This window comes from Hyphomicrobium sp. 1Nfss2.1 (assembly GCF_965243865.1).
Taxonomy (GTDB): Bacteria; Pseudomonadota; Alphaproteobacteria; order Rhizobiales; family Hyphomicrobiaceae; genus Hyphomicrobium_A.
In genome coordinates this window covers 2922787-2938470 of the sequence record NZ_OZ251603.1, presented here as the reverse complement: position 1 = coordinate 2938470, position 15684 = coordinate 2922787, and the positions used below count along the sequence as shown (strand labels likewise).

Sequence of the window (15684 nt, the reverse complement as noted above, 5' to 3'; positions counted from 1 at the left end):
TCTATGTGCCTCCGCGCAGCCACTGCTTCAGGATGGCTACGACCTGGTCCTCGTCGTAGTCGACCATCTGCTCAAGCCGCTTCTGCGGTACGCGATTTATCTTGCTGGTCAGATCGCCGATTAGGTCAGGCGATGTGTCGGCCGCAAATTGCGGTTCGATGCCAGAGAATGCGGCGGCGATCTGCGGCTCGAACGGCAATTCTGCAGCGGCGCCAGCGGCTTCCGGCACAGCCTGCGGTTGGAATTCGAGCAGCATGCGCGTTGCGGGGCGCAGGCCGAACCAGACCAGGACGATCGTTGCGGCCATGATGGCCAGTGCCTTCACGATCGTGCCAACCTGACTGAGCAGGTATGAGCCGATGCCGGGCTCGGAGAGCGGCTCCATCGACTCGGACGGCGAGAGGAACTCGACCGCAGCCACGGTGATGCGATCGCCGCGCTTCTGATCGGCGCCGGTGGCGGAGGCGACGAGGCTCTCGACCTCCTTCAGCTTCGCATCGACGGCTTCCTGCGAAGCGTTCGCGCCGAGGAGCGCCTGAAGCCGCTTGCGGTTGACAACGACCGCGACGGTGAGCGCCTCGATGCGATATCCATCACTTACGGTGGAGATGGTCTTGGAGTTCGCTTCGAAGTTCTTCAGCTCCTCCTTGCGTTCACTGGAACGAGAAGAGCTGTTGGCGCTGGCGCTGGAGGTGGGCTGCTCGGCCGGCAGGTTCTGATCGACGCCGACGGGCTGCGTGTTTCCGGCATCGCGCGAGTTCGTCTGCTCCTTGACGGTGCGACGCGAGCGCTCAAAACGGGATTCGGGATCGAAGTTGGTCTCGTTTATCTGGCGCTTGTCGATGTTCAACCGCGCGGCGACGCTAAGCTGGAAGTTGTCGACCCCGATGTAGGGCGCCAGGGTCTGGCTGACGTTCTGTTTCAGCTCGCTGGCGACGGTGCGTTCCAGCTCCAGCATCTTGGTGGGCGCGACGTTGAAGCTGCCGTCACCGGACGAGAGCACGGTGCCGTCGGTGCTGAGCACGCGAACCTTGTCGATGGTGAGACCGGGGACAGCCGCGGCGACGAGGTGGCGGATGGCCTGGGCGGAGGAAAAATCCGATGAAGCGTCGGTTCTGATGACCACGGAGGCCGAGGGCTGCTGCGTGCTGCGGCGGAAAGAACCGGCGTCAGCCATGACGATGTGCACGCGCGCGGCGCGTACGCCCTTCATGCCTTGGATGGTGCGGCCGATCTCGCCTTCGAGAGCACGCACACGCGTGATCTCCTGCATGAAGGACGTGAGGCCAATGGCGCCCATTTTGTCGAACAGCTCATAGCCGGCGCTAGCGCTGCTGGGCAGCCCCTTCTCGGCAAGCAGCATGCGCGCGCGGGAAGCCTGGCCGGGATGGACGAGAACTGCGGTTCCTTCGGTGTTGACGTCGAAGGCTATGCCGGATTCTTGCAGGGCAGCGCCGATGCGTGCCACGTCCTGAGATTCCAACCCGGTGTAGAGGGTCTCGTAGTCAGGCCGGCTCAGATAATAGCTGCCGAACCCGACCGCGATGAACACAGTAAGGCCGACGAGCCCGAGCACGGCAAGCCGCCGCGGACCCAGGGCCATCAGGTTGCCCCACAACTGCTTGAGCTGATCGCTCCAGACCATGCGCCTCCCCGGCAAATCGAATCCGGCTTATGAGTTTGGCGTGATCTTTGAGCGGGAACCTTGCGTGAAAATTGCCATAAGAAAAGCCAAGCCCCCTGAGAGGGCTTGGCTTTTCCGAATGTCGGAGCTTGTTGCCTTAACGGAACAGCGTGAGGATGCTCTGGCTCGAGGAGTTGGCGATCGAGAGCGCCTGGATGCCGAGTTGCTGCTTCACCTGCAGAGCCTGAAGGCGCGTCGACTCCTCGTTCATGTCGGCGTCGACGAGCTGGCCGATGCCGCTCTCCATCGCGTCCATGAGGCTGGAGACGAACGATTTCTGGATGTCGATGCGGGCGCTGGCTGCACCGAGCGTGGTGGCGCCGGCGGTCATTTCGGTGATGGCGGCGTCGGCACCCTTGATGTAGCCGTCGAGGATCGCAAGATCTGCCGTGCTGTCGGTCAGCGCCGAGATATTCAGCGAGGCGACCGAGAAGGTGCCGGCGGCGTCGATGGCGCCGGTCGTGGCGTTACGCGAACCGTCGAGGATGCCGCTTGCAGCAGCGTTGGCGTCGAACAGAACCATGGACGAGGTGTCCACGGAGATGTTCTGGACCGAGATCGAACCGCCAGCGCGGCTGATCGAAGAAACGATGCCCTTGGTGGCGTTGTAGCCGGCGGCGCTGGAGTCGACCGAGAGCCAGTTCTGTCCCTGGAGAGTCGCCGAGTCAGAGATGCCCTTCAACTGCGCCTGAAGCTCTCCGATTTCCGTCTGGATCTTCTCGCGATCGAGGCCGGGCTGCGCAGCAGCGACCAGCTTATCCTTGATCTGCGAGACGATGTTCTTGGCTTCGTCGATAGCCGTATAGGCGACGTCTACGGTCGCGGCGCCAAGGCCGAGCGCGTCCTGAACCGTCGACAGAGACGACACGTCGGAACGCATGGTGGTCGCGATCGACCAATAAGCAGCGTTGTCGGCGGCGGTCGAAACACGCAGGCCGGTGGAAATGCGGGCCTGGGTCTCGGTGAGAGCATTGTTGGTGGCGGTAAGCGACCGCAACGCCGTCATGGCGGCGACGTTGGTATTGATACTAGACATTGGGTTTGTCCCTTGGTTACGCGGTACAGAAACGGGGACATACCGGGTCGCTACCGGCATGACAGCTCGGCATCATGCCCTTGCGCCCGCGAATGGACGCAACCTGTCATGCATCAGACATACGAAGCAGCGGTTGCGACATTGCTAAGAAGACGGCGGCAGCAACGGATCAGCGCCACAAACCACGCAAGTAGGCGCGGACGTGGATAATGCCGGATTAATTTCGTGATTGCGGGTTCAAGCAGCTCGACCAATAGAAAAGGCCGGGCCCTTCTCAGAGCCCGGCCGGATCTTCGGTGCTCGGCTCTTACTGGAAGAGCGAGAGAATGCTCTGGCTCGACGAGTTGGCTATCGAGAGTGCCTGGATGCCGAGTTGCTGCTTCACCTGCAGAGCCTGGAGACGCGTCGACTCTTCGTTCATGTCAGCATCGACGAGCTGGCTGACGCCGCCTTCGATGGCGTCCATGAGACTGGAGACGAACGACTGCTGGATCTCGATGCGAGCGCTGGCGGCGCCGAGCGTCGTGGCGCCAGCGGCCATCTCGGTGATGGCCAAGTCGGCGCCCTTGATGTAGCCGTCGAGGATAGCCAGGTCGGCGGCGCTGTCGGTCAGGGCCGAGATGTCGAGCGTGGCGATGGTGAAGGTACCGGCCGCATCGACAGCACCGGTCGCGGCATTACGCGTCGAGTCGAGAATGCCGCTGGCAGCAGCGTTCGAGTCGAACAGCACCATCGTAGAGGTGTCGATCGAGATCGTCTGCACCGACAGCGTGCCACCGGCGCGGCTGATCGAGGAGACAACCTGGCGGGTCGCGTTGTAACCAGCGGCGCTGGAATCGACCGAGAGCCAGTTGAGGCCCTGGAGGCTAGCGGCATCCGAGATGCCCTTGAGCTGGGCCTGCAGCTCCGAGATTTCTGTCTGGATCTTCTCGCGATCAAGGCCGGGCTGCGCAGCGGCGACGAGCTTGTCCTTGATCTTGGTGACGATGTTCTTGGCTTCGTCGATGGCGGTGTAAGCCACATCGACGGTCGCGGCGCCGAGACCCAGCGCGTCCTGCACAGTCGAGAGCGAGGAGAGGTCGGAGCGCATCGTCGTTGCGATCGACCAATAAGCGGCGTTGTCGGCGGCGGTGCCGACGCGCAAGCCGGTGGAGATCCGGTCCTGCGTCTGGGTCAGCGCATTGTTGGTTGCCGTGAGAGAGCGCAGCGCCGTCATTGCGGCGATGTTGGTATTAATACTAGCCATGTGGCAGGTCCCTAAGATTAACGTTTCGGGGACATACCGGATCGGTCCGGTGCAACAGCTCGGCGTCATGCCCTTGAGCCGCGCGCACGCAGGCTCAACCTGTCATGCGTCGGCTTTTAGATAACTCACCTTGAAATAGGGTTAATGAATTGCAACGGGGGGAGGCCGAGCGCGGTCGGCCTCCCGCCTCTGGGCTGTCCGGAGCTTAGTTCTGGAACAGCGTGAGGATACTCTGGCTCGACGAGTTGGCGATCGAGAGTGCCTGGATGCCGAGTTGCTGCTTCACCTGCAGAGCCTGAAGGCGTGTCGATTCCTCGTTCATGTCCGCGTCGACAAGCTGACTGATGCCTCCCTCGATGGCGTCCATGAGTGCGTCGACGAACGACTGCTGGATCTCAATGCGGGCGCTGGCGGCGCCGAGGCCGGTTGCGCCAGCGGCCATCTCGGTGATCGCCAGGTCGGCACCCTTGATATATCCGTCAAGAATGGCGAGGTCGGCGGCGCTGTCGGTCAAAGTGGAGATGTCGAGCGTGGCGATGGAGAATGTGCCGGCCGCGTCGATGACGCCGGTGACGGCATTGCGGGTGGAATCGAGAATCCCGCTGGCGGCTGCGTTGGCGTCGAACAGCACCATCGACGTCGTGTCGATCGAGATGGTCTGCACCGAAATCGTGCCGCCGGCGCGGCTGATCGAAGAGACGACCTGCTTCGTCGCATTGAAGCCGGCAGCGCTGGAGTCGACCGAGAGCCAGTTCTGGCCCTGGAGACTGGCCGCGTCGGCGATGCCCTTGAGCTGAGCCTGCAGCTCGGAGATTTCCGTCTGGATCTTCTCGCGATCGAGGCCGGGCTGTGCGGCAGCGACGAGCTTGTCCTTGATCTTGGTGACGATGTTCTTCGCTTCGTCGAGCGCTGTGTAGGCGACATCGACGGTCGCTGCGCCAAGACCGAGCGCGTCCTGAACGGTCGACAGGGCCGAGTTATCGGAGCGCATGGTGGTCGCGATCGACCAGTAAGCGGCGTTGTCGGCGGCGCTTGCGACACGCAAGCCGGTGGAAATGCGATCCTGCGTCTCGGTGAGCGCATTGTTGGTTGCCGTAAGAGACCGCAACGCAGTCATCGCGGCGATGTTGGTGTTGATGCTGGCCATTTGCGTAGGTCCCTAAGCCTGGTCCGATTGATACTCCATGCCGGATCAGCTCCGGCGCGATGGCGCGGCCTCATGCCTTCGGACCGGTGGGCGGCCCAAGCCATCGCAACGCACAGACAACGCACGCAAGCTACGCAAAGGAGCGAATCAAGCCCCCAACGAGAAGATTCCACCCGTCGATCAAAACAAAAAACAGAATTTTGAACGGCAGGGATATGACCGTCGGCGGCAGCATCATCATGCCCATCGACATGGTGAGCGTGGCGACGATCAAGTCGATCACGAGGAACGGCAGAACCATCAGAAAGCCAATCTCGAAACCGCGGCGCAGCTCCGAGATCATGAAAGCGGGGATGATCACGCGCAGGCCGAGCTCGCTGGCCGCGGCCGGCGGAGGCGGTGGTGGCGGCGCGGTGGATGGCGCGCCACCGTTCTGCTTTGGCCAGAGATGCTCCTGTGCCAGATCGCTGAACAGCTTCAGATCTTTGTCGCGCACGTTGGCGAGCATGAAGCTTTTGAAGGGCGCAGAGATCTTGTCGTAGGCTTCCGCCTCGGTGATCTTGTTCTCCATCAGCGGGACTACGCCGTTCTGCCAGGCGCGATCGAAGGTTGGTGCCATGACGTAGAGCGTCATGAAGAGCGCAAGACTTATGAGGATCAGGTTGGCCGGGGTCGTCTGAAGGCCGATGCCGGCGCGCAGGAACGACAGGGCGATCACGAAGCGCGTGAAGCACGTCACCATGATCAGGATGCCCGGGGCCACCGAAAGCACGGTGACGAGAATGACGATCTGTACGATGCGGCCGGCGGCTGTGGCGTCTCCGGCCGGCATCAACGATTCCAAGCTCGGCACCTGCTGAGCGGCAGCGTGGGCCGAGCCTAGCAGCAACAGGCCGATGACAAGACCGATGCGCTTCATTCGACGATCAGCCCCTGAATGATGAGCTCGTTGACGACGCCGCCGCTGCGGGCGCGCACGCGCTCATTGATATCCTCGGAAAGGTGCTGGAATCCGGCCCCGCCTTCGATCTGCTTGACTGAAATCGTGCGCAGGAATGCGACGATGTCCTCGGAGATGCGTGCCGAAAGCGCTTCGACGTCGTCGGGAATCTCCTCAAACACGAGCGAGGATTCGAGCCTGATCCACACCACGGGAGTGTCGGCAAGATTGGTCACGATCGGCGCCAGCGGCTGGAGTTTGGCCCGTTCCATGCGCTGGCGTTCACCCAGATAGCCCGCGGGCTGTGCCGTCTCGGCGCGCGGCGGTGCATCGGCCGTCGAGACGATCTGCTGGCCGCTGAGGAAGCCAACGGCGGCGGCAAGCAGCGTCAAGCCAGCGACGATGAGCAGGAACTGCATCACCGACAACTGGGCCTTAGGCTGTTCCTCCTCGGTCATTGCCATGCGCAGCGCTCGCTCACCATGGCAGCAAATCGTCGGCGAGCTGCTGCCCCCAGGGCGGCTGCTGCACTTCCATCAGACGGCCGCGGCCACCGTAGGCGATGCGCGCTTCGGCAATCTTCTCGTAGGCGATGGTGTTTTCAGCGGAGATATCGACCGGGCGCACGATGCCGGCCACATTCAGGACGCGCAACTCGTAGTTGACGCGCACTTCCTGGGAGCCGCTGATCACAAGGTTGCCGTTCGGCAGCACGTCGGAGACGACCGCTGCGATGAGCAGCTCGATCTTCTCGGAGCGCTCAATGCCGCCCTCGCTTTTCGTCTTGGTCTTCGATTCCGCGGAGGCGCCCAAGTCGCCGGCATTGGCGATGGTGATATCGCTCGACGTCGCGCCGTAGGTGGCGCCGAAGTTCAACTTATTGGAGGCGTCGCGCTTACGTTCGGAGTCATTGGCGATGGACGCCTTGTCTTTGATGTAGATCTTGACGGTGACGGTGTCGCCGATTTTGCGCGCTCTGAGATCAGAGAACAGATCGGCGCGGGAATCCTGCCAGATCGAACTGTTTCCGCGGTAGACCGGCGGGGGCGATGGCTCCGTCACCATCGACACGCGCTTGGGCACCATGCCGGATCCGACTGGAGTCATGTGCGGCTCGCGATTGAAATCACGCACGTCGACTGCGCAGCCTCCGAGGAGCACCGCCAGCGAGATAAAGCAGACTCGAGCGATCATGATCTGCCCTCACCGGGGTTGGGTGCACGCGGACGCGCCGCAGCCGCATTCGCCGCGGGCACGCGCGCCGCACCGGCGATCGTGGCGGCGAGACGGGCTGCCTTTTCGGGAGCCATCTCATTGAGAATGGCGCTCGCCGCTTGCGGGTCCAGCTTCACCAGGAGCGAAGCGGCGGTTTCCTCGTCCATGGAAACGAGCTGCGCGGCGGCCGCGTCCGGTTCCATCTGGGTGTAGATCTTCACGAGCGTGGTCGTTGCCCGCTTCAGGAACTGGTCGCGGCGCTCGACCCAGGACTTGTATTCGGCGCTCTTGGCCTCCAGCGTCGCGATGCGGCGGCCGATCTGCTGCTCCATCTCCGCAAGCTTCGCCTTCTGCAGGGCGATGCGCGCTTCAGCTGCCGAATTGGCAATGCCGGCGCAATAGCCGCGCGCGATATCTGCGCCCTGGCCATCGACCGCGCCGGTCGTCAGATCGCTGGAAGCCGGCTGGCCGTCTTCGGAAAACAAGCGGGCAGCATCGGCTGGCGATGGAACGCCATTTTCTTTGCTTTTGCCGATCGCACCGGTCGTAATTTCATCGACAGGGATGAGCACGAGTTTCTTGCTTTTGTCGCGGTCGGGCTTGGGCTCGGGAACGGGAGGCGAGGCGACTGGGGCAGCCACCGGTCTGCGCGGCGGCGTTCGCGGGACGGGCATCGCCTCCATGGCACGATGGATTGCCTCCGACTTCGTGATCGGCGCAACCGTTGGGCTCCAGCTCTGCTGAGCGAGCGCCGGCGCAGAGGCGCACATCGCGCAGACGAGCAGCGCCGCCGCCGCATGCAAGAGCGGGATGACGCTGGCCATTCTCATTATTGCACCACGAGGTCGGCCTGGAGGGCACCGGACGTCTTGATCGCTTGCAGAACGGCGATGATGCCTTGCGGCTTCAAGCCCATGCGATTGAGGCCCCGCACAAGCACCTGAAGGCTGGTGCCGCGAACGATGCGTAGCGCGCCGCCCTGCTCATAGGTGGAGATGTCCGTCTCGGGCGTGACCACGGTCTGGCCTTCGGAGAAGGGCAGCGGCTGGGAGACCTGCGGGGTTTCCGTTACCGTCACGTTCAGGTTGCCGTGACTGACGGCGACCGTCGATATCTGCACGTCGCGACCGATGACGATCGTGCCGGTGCGTTCGTCGACGACCACGCGCGCCGGCACGTCCGGCTCAACGATAAGCTCGCCGATTTCCGCCATCAGACGCGTGGGCGTGATGCCGGGCGGGCGCTTGACGGCTACGCTGCGCAAGTCGGCGGCGCGCGCCAACTGCACGCCAAAGCGGTCTAGACCGTAAGCGTTGACGGCATCGGCGATGCGAATTGCCGTTGAGAAGTCCGGGTTGCGCAGCTCGAGGCCGATGAATTCGACGTCCATGAACTGGCCGGGCGCTTCGCGTTCGATAAGCGCGCCATTGGGAATGCGGCCGGATGTGGGCACGTTCTGTGTGACGGTCTGGGCCGCACCGGTGACTTGGTAGCCGGAGACGGTCACAGGGCCCTGCGCGACGCCGTAGACGAGATTGTCGGCGCCGTAGAGCGGCGTCATGATAAGTGTACCGCCGAGAAGTGAGGTTGAATCACCGAGTGACGACACGGTCACGTCAATGGTGACACCGGTCTGGGCAAACGCTGGTAGCTCGGCGGTGACGATGACCGCGGCGGAGTTGCGTGTGCGGGTGTTTAGCTTGCGGACATTGACGCCCATGCGATCGAGCATCGACTGCAGCGACTGCTCGGTGAAGGGCGAGTTGCGAAGACTGTCGCCGGTGCCGTTCAAACCGATGACGAGACCATAGCCGACGAGCTGGTTCGGGCGCACGCCCTGCACCGACACGATGTTCTTGATCCGGGTGGGAGAGCCGAAGTTCGGAAAAGCAGAGGGTCCCATGTCGCCGTCGAAACGGCCGATGTCGCCGCTGCGCGATGCGCTCGGCGCTCCAACCATGCAGACAAGAAGGATGGCGATGAGGGCGATGGCGCGCTTCATTGATCACTCACATGAACCGCACCATCGGCGCCGATGGTGCCTTTGATAATGCGGCCGCTATCGGTGTTGCGCACCGATACGGTGTCGCCGAGCCCGCCCGACTGCAGGGCGATGCCGCTCGCCGTAATGGTGAGCGCTCCGCTCTGGAAGATGACGGAGGCGGCCTGTCCCTGCGTGACCGAGTGCGGGGCGCGGATAGAGTCGTTGTAGATGGGCTGACCGGGCAGCAGCGTTTGCTTGGCAACCTTGCCGACGAGCCCATCGCGCGACGGCAACTGGGTGGAGGATGCATCTCCGTTGGTACGGAACGCGCGGTCGACGAGCATTGCCTGCTCGATCACCTGTCCAGGATAAATCGTGACGCGCGGAACCGGCAGTTGCAGCTGGCCAGCGGCAAGCGGGCTCGCACTGCCGACGATAGCGACCAGCACGAGAGCCCATTGCGTCAAACGAGATTTGAACCAGGACAGGATCATGGCTATCCCCTCGATATCGTGCTGTACATCTCGTCGACGGCCTGAATGACTTTGGAGTTCATCTCGTAGGAGCGCTGCGCCGTGATCAGCTCGGTGATTTCCTTGACCGGGTCGACGTTCGAGAGCTCGAGATAGCCCTGTTGCACCGTGCCGAAACTCGGATCGCCGGGGATGCCGACGGTCGGCGTGCCCGATGCCGGGGTTTCGCGATAGAGATTGCTGCCCAACGCCTCGAGACCGGCGTCATTGGCAAAGTTGGCCAATGTGAGCTGACCCAACGACTGCAGATCCGTCTGATTGCTGATGCGCGCGAACACCTCGCCCGTCTCGTTGATGATCACCTCGGTGGTGTCGGTCGGGATGGTGATCTGCGGCTGTACGATGTTGCCGTCCATGGTAACGAGCTGACCATCGGCGTTCTTGTTGAAGGCGCCGGCGCGCGTGTAGAACGTATCGCCGTTGGCGCCTTCGATCTGGAACCAACCGCGACCGTTGATGGCCATGTCCAAGCTGTTGCCGGTGCTGGTCAGCGCGCCTTGAATGTGCAGGTTGCGGATGGCAGCGGTGCGCACACCGAGGCCGAGCTGAGCGCCTTCCGGGATCGGCGTCTGGTTGCCGCGGTTTGGCGTGCCGGCGGGACGCTCGGTCTGATAGAGCAGATCGGTGAATTCTGCGCGGGCGCGCTTGAACGATGTCGTGTTGATGTTCGCGATGTTGTTCGCGATCACCTCGACGTTCAGCTGCTGCGCGTTCATGCCAGTCGCTGCGATGGCCAGTGCTCTCATTGGACCTGCTCCTTAGATTGCCATCCGGCTGACTTCCATGTACGCGGAGACAACCTTGTCGCGCACCGCGATCGCCGTCTGTAGCGACTGCTCGGCGGCCATCAACGTTTCAACGACCTGCTGAACCGTCGCCTTGTCCTTGATGCCGGCAACGGAAACTGCTTCTGCCTGCTTCAGGCTGTCGACAGTGTCACCAGCCATACGCGCGAGCATGCTGCCGAAATCGGTGCCGGGCTCGGTGACGGCGGCGGCGCTGGCCGATCGCATGGTCGCGTCGCCCTGCACGGGCGAGCTTTGACCGACACCGAGAGCGGGGAGGATCTGATCGATCATCAGCTGCCCCTCAACAGGTCTACGGTCGACAACACCATGGCGCGCGACTGTTTCATCATCTGAAGATTGGCTTCGTACGAGCGGTTGGCCTCACGCATGTCGGCCATCTCGACGAGCATGTTGACGTTCGGGTATTTCACGTTGCCGTCGGCGTCGGCGGCAGGGTGACCGGGGTTGCGCTCGATGCGGAAGGGGGTCGGATCGGTGCCGATCTGCTCGACGCCGATGACGTTGGTGCCGAGCATCTCGTCGAAGTCGTTGGAGAAGACGATCGTTTTGCGCGCGTAAGGGTCGCCGCCAGGCGTGTTGGCCGTCGATTGCGAGTTCGCCATGTTCTCGGCGATGACGCGCATGCGGTGTGACTGGACGTCGAGTCCAGCGGCGGCAATCTTCTGAGAAGCGTTGAGCGGATCGACCACGGTTAGCCCTTAGTGCTGGTTAGCAGCATGCGGTGGAACGCTTTCACCACGCCGTTATTCAACGCAAAGGCACTGTTGACCTCGCCGGCCTTGACCAGCTCCTTCTCGAGGCTGACGGAGTTGCCGGAATCGTAAGTGGCCCAGTTGTCATCGTCAGTCTGCGGGGCGGCCGAACCGGTGGCGATCGGCTCTCCCAGATGCGCGGGATCGCTGGTCGCCATGGATAGCTGTTCGGACTGGAGCACGGCCTCGAAAGGTTGCACATCACGCGCGGCGTAACCCGGCGTGTTGGCATGGGAGATGTTGCTGGTGATGGTCTCCTGACGGAGAGACAACCACTGGCTCCGCTGCGAGGCGATGTCGAATAGGAAAAGAGAGCTCATGCCGATTGCTATGCGTTGATGTTCGCATAGCTAAATAAAGGCTTAAGCTTGTCCCAGGCTTGTCGCTGCCTGACCATCGGCCGGCCGGGCGGCATCGTCGATGGCGGGGACGGGCATCAGGCGGGCGTCGGCAATGGCTTCAACAAGGCGCCGCGTGTTCTCATCGGGCTCATCGGACGCCCCTTCGAACGCGACATAGGTGATCTCGACGCCAGCGCGTTGCGCTTCGAGCACAAGGCGGAAATAAACGTTGACGCACATGTGGCGGAATTCCATATCGAGCGCGACCGTCGGCGGATGGTCCCAGCCGACATCGACATCGCCCGAGTAGCCAAATGAAATGGTCCCGGGCTTGAAGAACAGCTCCGCCGAGGACGCAATCAGATTGGCGATGTTGGCGAAGCGCTCGGTGCGCACGAAGTTTATGTAGTCGGCCGGCTCGACGAGGCGCAGGTCCGAGGCCAACTCGCGGATGCCATGCCCCAGAGCACGCTCGCGCTCGTAGGTAAATCTATTGGTCTGCTTCATCATCGAATAGGAGCGCCTGTCTGCGCAGGCCGGCCACGGGACATGATGTATAGGATCACGTTTGCAACAGCCCTGTAGAATTCCGGCGGGATGAGCTGATCGACCTCGACTTTATCGTACAGCGACCTTGCGAGAAGCTTGTCTTCGACGACCGGAATGCCATGGCGTTCGGCTTCGGCGCGAATTTTCAGGGCGACGAGGTCTAGTCCCTTGGCGACCACGAGCGGTGCGTGGCTCTCGGTGCGGACGTAGCGCAGCGCGATGGCATAGTGAGTCGGGTTGGCGATGACGACGGTTGCGCGTGGAACGCGGGCAATCATGCGTTTGCGGGCGCGGTCGCGGGCCAACGAGCGCAGACGCGCCTTGATGATCGGGTCGCCGTCGGATTGCTTATGCTCGTCCTTGACCTCCTGTTTGGTCATGCGCAGCTCGCGGCGCCAGAACACGCGTGACCAGACGAGATCGGCCACAACGAGCACGACGAGCGCGGCCACGACAGACAAAAACAGGCGAACCGTCATGCTCTTGAGCAGCTCGGGCAGCGCGTAGGGAGACATGAACATCGCATTAAAAACGTCATACCGGGCGGCGCGAACGATTAGATACGCAAGGACAGAAAGCGCGGCCAGCTTGAATACGCCCTTGGCGAACTCGACCCAGCCCTGGACACCGAAAAGCCGCTTCCAACCCGCCTTGATCGACAACCGGGAAAGCTGCGGCTGGATGCGCTCGAAAACGATATTGGGCGAGTTTTGGAACAGCGAGCTTGCGAGGCCGGCAATGGCGAGCACCAGGACTGCGGGTGCGAGCACGCGGGCAGCGTCAAGGTTCAGCGCGCCGAGCACCTGGACAACATCGGCGGTGTTCTCCAGTGGCCAACGGCCCGGATCGTCAATGAAGCTCTTGAGCGATGAGGCAAGTTCAAGCGCGCTGCCGACGATGAAGAAGCTCGTGATGACCAGAAGACCAACCAGTGAGGCGAATGTCGGAAGCTCCTTGGAGAACGGCACACTGCCCTTCTCGATGGAATCGCGGAGCTTCTTCTCCGTCGCCTCCTCTGTTTTACTTTCCTTATCCTGATCGTTATCGGCCATTCAGCGCGTCAACCAAATTCGTTGTCGTTGTCGCGGTCCTCTAACGTGATCTCGCCACGTGCCATGAGGCCCAAAACGACTGCTACGATGCCCCGTCGCGCCTCATCGATGTCACGCTGGCGGGCCGGTGGCGCTGCTTCCAACTCCGCTTCGACCATGCGGCGGACACGCGAGGTGAGCGTCGACAGGACGGCTTCCTGCAGGTCTGGGTCGGAGCCGTTGAGTGCGAGCACGACCTGCTCGGTCGGGACTTTCTCGAGAATGAGGCCGCGCGCGCGCGGCTTGAGATTTGCGATATCGGCGAACGAGAAGAGCATGCTCTTGAGCTCGTTGGCGTCCTCGGGCCGCGTCGCGGCGATGCTCTTCAGGATCTCATTGGCCTGTGAACCATCGAGCTTGTTCAAGATGCCGGCAATGGTCCTGCGCGTCTCGGGGTTCGGGGAAGAGACGATCGTGGCCAGCAGATCGTCGCGCAGGCCGTTCTCGATGGCCGTCATGGCGCTATCGGACACTCCGCTGAGGCCCAGCATGCGACGCAGAAGCGAATGACGGAACTCGGGCTCGAGCGAGCGCAGAAGGCGCGCGCCGACGTTCGAATCAATGCGAGAAAGAATGACGGCGATGGTCTGGGGATGCTCTTTCATGATGAGCGACTGCAAGACATTGTCGCGCAACGGAACGAGCTTCTCCCACACAGACTGGGTGTCGTTGGGCTGGTCGCGCATGTACTGCGCGATCTCATCAGCCGACATGACATCCGCCAGCAAGTTCTTCACTTCATCGGCGGAACCGGAAAAGCCCATGCCGCCGGTAAAGCTCTGAGCGAATTCCTCTATGAGGTCTTCCACCTCGTCCGAGCTTACGGGACGCAGACGGGAACTCGAACGCGTCAGCAAGCGCAGCTCTTCGGGATCGAGGCGACGCAACAGTTGCGCGGCCTTCGTCTTGCCGAGCGCAAGCAGCAGGACGCCGACCTTTTCAGGGCCGGAAAGCGCGTTGCGCTTGGAACTGCTGCGATGCTGGGAATAAGCGGTCATTGTGCGTTGTTAAGCGATGGTCTCGGTGCCGGGCGGACCGACCACCTCGGTCAGCGAAATTCCCAGGCGCGAAGGGTCATCGTCCATAACCACCACCTCGCCACGCGCCACGACGCGCCCATTGACGATGACGTCAACCGGCTCTCCGAGCTTGCGGTCGAGCGGGATCAATGCACCGCGACCGAGCTTCATCAGCGCGGCGACAGGCATCGACGCCGATCCCAACACGATCTTCACCGTGACAGGGATGCGCATGATGGTATCGAGGCTCAGCCCCTCGGCGGATGTTGCAGCAGGAGCGGCAGCATAGGCGGGTGGTGCCTTTCCGTAGGCCGCCTCGGCAGGGTCGCCTTCGGACTGCAGATTGAGAGGATCGAAATTCGACATGCGCTTTCCTTGATCGGGGTCTCGTTCACGGCTGGGCCTCAGCCGGCGAGAATGTCATCCATGAACTCTTGATGCTGATCGATAAAGTCGCGAACGCGCAGCGCATACGCACCATTGGACTTGCCGATCTCGCAATTGAGCAGCGCCTCGCCGTTGCATTCGACGCGGAGCACGCCTTCGGGCGAGGTGCCCAGCGGCAGTACCTGGCCCACCGAGAAGCGAGCAACATCGGCCAACGACAGCTCCTGCTCGTCCAGCACGGCGACGAGCTCAACACTCGCCCGCGAGACCTCGCTCTGGATTTTCTGACTCCACGCGGGATCGGGGCGCACAGATTCCGGCCCGGCGGTGCGGGACAGCTCGTTGCGCATCGGGCTCAACACGGACTGCGACAGCAGCAGCGTGACGCCGCCGCCGAGCCCAACGGCGAACAGGTGATATTTGGCGGCGACGAGGGGCACGGTCAGTCGCCCCAGAACCTCGAAACTGACACGCGGAGCTGCTTCGCCGACGAGGAAATTGGTGGGAGCGACGACCGAGAATGCCTGTTCCAGCGCGTGGGCGAACTGCGTGAAAGCGAGCTGCGCCAAGCCCAGCTCGGTTCTGGTGAGCGGGCGGTCGGGCATGGGCGCGGGCTCGGAGCCGTCGCCGCCGAGGAGCAATTCAACAACAGTGAAAACGAACTCGTAGTCGGCGCAGATGATGAGACGCGCATTCCATTTTGGCGCTTCGAGGACGCAGGCGACGGCCTGGTTGGCGGTGCCGGCGATCATCGCATCAGCGGGGCCGCCTTCGACGCCGACCAGAACGACCTCAGGGGCCTTTGTTACGACATGAGTGAACTGATCGGCCCAACCGCTCGCCACCTTCTGCAGGATGGTGCGCAGCATCGGCAGGCGTTCGACGAGGTCCTGGGGGCCCGCGAACAAACCTTCGAGGTTTTTGCGCGTGGCGGCGGCGGGCTGTGCCATG

General features: G+C 62.5%; 19 protein-coding genes. All 19 read right to left on the bottom strand.

What is annotated here, in order from left to right; all coding sequences use genetic code 11:
- Window position 1: 1 nt before the first annotated feature.
- The 19 genes from fliF to ACP15D_RS14150 all read right to left on the bottom strand — a co-directional run bounded on the left by fliF (window position 2) and on the right by ACP15D_RS14150 (window position 15683).
- Window positions 2-1645: a flagellar basal-body MS-ring/collar protein FliF gene (gene fliF, locus ACP15D_RS14240; RefSeq protein WP_424958106.1), complete on the bottom strand. Its 1644-nt coding sequence runs from the start codon at window positions 1643-1645 to the stop codon at window positions 2-4.
- Between the two features lie 136 nt (window positions 1646-1781).
- Window positions 1782-2720, bottom strand: a complete 939-nt coding sequence (locus tag ACP15D_RS14235) for a flagellin (protein ID WP_424958105.1) — start codon at window positions 2718-2720, stop codon at window positions 1782-1784.
- Window positions 2721-3027: 307 nt separating this feature from the next.
- Entirely contained in the window at window positions 3028-3966 is a 939-nt protein-coding gene (locus tag ACP15D_RS14230) for a flagellin (RefSeq protein WP_424958104.1), read from the bottom strand.
- A gap of 205 nt (window positions 3967-4171) precedes the next feature.
- Complete coding sequence (locus ACP15D_RS14225; RefSeq protein WP_424958103.1) at window positions 4172-5113, bottom strand: flagellin; 942 nt, start codon at window positions 5111-5113, stop codon at window positions 4172-4174.
- A 130-nt stretch (window positions 5114-5243) separates the two neighbouring features.
- Entirely contained in the window at window positions 5244-6032 is a 789-nt protein-coding gene (gene fliP, locus ACP15D_RS14220; protein WP_424958102.1) for a flagellar type III secretion system pore protein FliP, read from the bottom strand.
- Window positions 6029-6517 (bottom strand): flagellar basal body-associated FliL family protein, encoded by a 489-nt coding sequence (locus ACP15D_RS14215; protein WP_424958101.1) that lies wholly within the window; start codon window positions 6515-6517, stop codon window positions 6029-6031. Before ACP15D_RS14215 ends, fliP begins: the two co-directional genes overlap by 4 nt.
- A 13-nt stretch (window positions 6518-6530) precedes the next feature.
- The gene (gene flgH, locus ACP15D_RS14210; protein ID WP_424958100.1) at window positions 6531-7247 is read right to left on the bottom strand and encodes a flagellar basal body L-ring protein FlgH; all 717 of its coding nucleotides are present in this window, start codon (window positions 7245-7247) and stop codon (window positions 6531-6533) included.
- Window positions 7244-8098: a MotE family protein gene (locus ACP15D_RS14205; RefSeq protein WP_424958099.1), complete on the bottom strand. Its 855-nt coding sequence runs from the start codon at window positions 8096-8098 to the stop codon at window positions 7244-7246. The genes flgH and ACP15D_RS14205 overlap by 4 nt, the downstream gene beginning before the upstream one ends.
- Window positions 8098-9270, bottom strand: a complete 1173-nt coding sequence (gene flgI, locus ACP15D_RS14200; RefSeq protein ID WP_424958098.1) for a flagellar basal body P-ring protein FlgI — start codon at window positions 9268-9270, stop codon at window positions 8098-8100. Before flgI ends, ACP15D_RS14205 begins: the two co-directional genes overlap by 1 nt.
- On the bottom strand, window positions 9267-9746 hold the full coding sequence (flgA, locus tag ACP15D_RS14195; RefSeq protein WP_424958097.1) for a flagellar basal body P-ring formation chaperone FlgA: 480 nt from the start codon (window positions 9744-9746) through the stop codon (window positions 9267-9269). Before flgA ends, flgI begins: the two co-directional genes overlap by 4 nt.
- Window positions 9747-9748: 2 nt before the next feature.
- On the bottom strand, window positions 9749-10531 hold the full coding sequence (gene flgG / locus ACP15D_RS14190) for a flagellar basal-body rod protein FlgG (RefSeq protein WP_424958096.1): 783 nt from the start codon (window positions 10529-10531) through the stop codon (window positions 9749-9751).
- Between the two features lie 12 nt (window positions 10532-10543).
- Entirely contained in the window at window positions 10544-10864 is a 321-nt protein-coding gene (locus tag ACP15D_RS14185) for a flagellar hook-basal body complex protein FliE (protein ID WP_424958095.1), read from the bottom strand.
- The gene (gene flgC / locus ACP15D_RS14180) at window positions 10864-11283 is read right to left on the bottom strand and encodes a flagellar basal body rod protein FlgC (RefSeq protein WP_424958094.1); all 420 of its coding nucleotides are present in this window, start codon (window positions 11281-11283) and stop codon (window positions 10864-10866) included. The genes ACP15D_RS14185 and flgC overlap by 1 nt, the downstream gene beginning before the upstream one ends.
- A gap of 2 nt (window positions 11284-11285) precedes the next feature.
- Window positions 11286-11666, bottom strand: coding sequence for a flagellar basal body rod protein FlgB (flgB, locus tag ACP15D_RS14175; RefSeq protein WP_424958093.1), 381 nt, complete (start codon window positions 11664-11666; stop codon window positions 11286-11288).
- Window positions 11667-11708: 42 nt separating this feature from the next.
- Complete coding sequence (locus ACP15D_RS14170; RefSeq protein ID WP_424958092.1) at window positions 11709-12197, bottom strand: hypothetical protein; 489 nt, start codon at window positions 12195-12197, stop codon at window positions 11709-11711.
- Window positions 12194-13288, bottom strand: a complete 1095-nt coding sequence (gene flhB / locus ACP15D_RS14165; protein WP_424958091.1) for a flagellar biosynthesis protein FlhB — start codon at window positions 13286-13288, stop codon at window positions 12194-12196. Before flhB ends, ACP15D_RS14170 begins: the two co-directional genes overlap by 4 nt.
- Before the next feature lie 8 nt (window positions 13289-13296).
- Complete coding sequence (locus tag ACP15D_RS14160; RefSeq protein WP_424958090.1) at window positions 13297-14325, bottom strand: flagellar motor switch protein FliG; 1029 nt, start codon at window positions 14323-14325, stop codon at window positions 13297-13299.
- Between the two features lie 9 nt (window positions 14326-14334).
- Window positions 14335-14712, bottom strand: coding sequence for a flagellar motor switch protein FliN (gene fliN, locus ACP15D_RS14155; protein WP_424958089.1), 378 nt, complete (start codon window positions 14710-14712; stop codon window positions 14335-14337).
- A gap of 38 nt (window positions 14713-14750) precedes the next feature.
- Complete coding sequence (locus tag ACP15D_RS14150; protein WP_424958088.1) at window positions 14751-15683, bottom strand: FliM/FliN family flagellar motor switch protein; 933 nt, start codon at window positions 15681-15683, stop codon at window positions 14751-14753.
- Window position 15684: the final 1 nt, after the last annotated feature.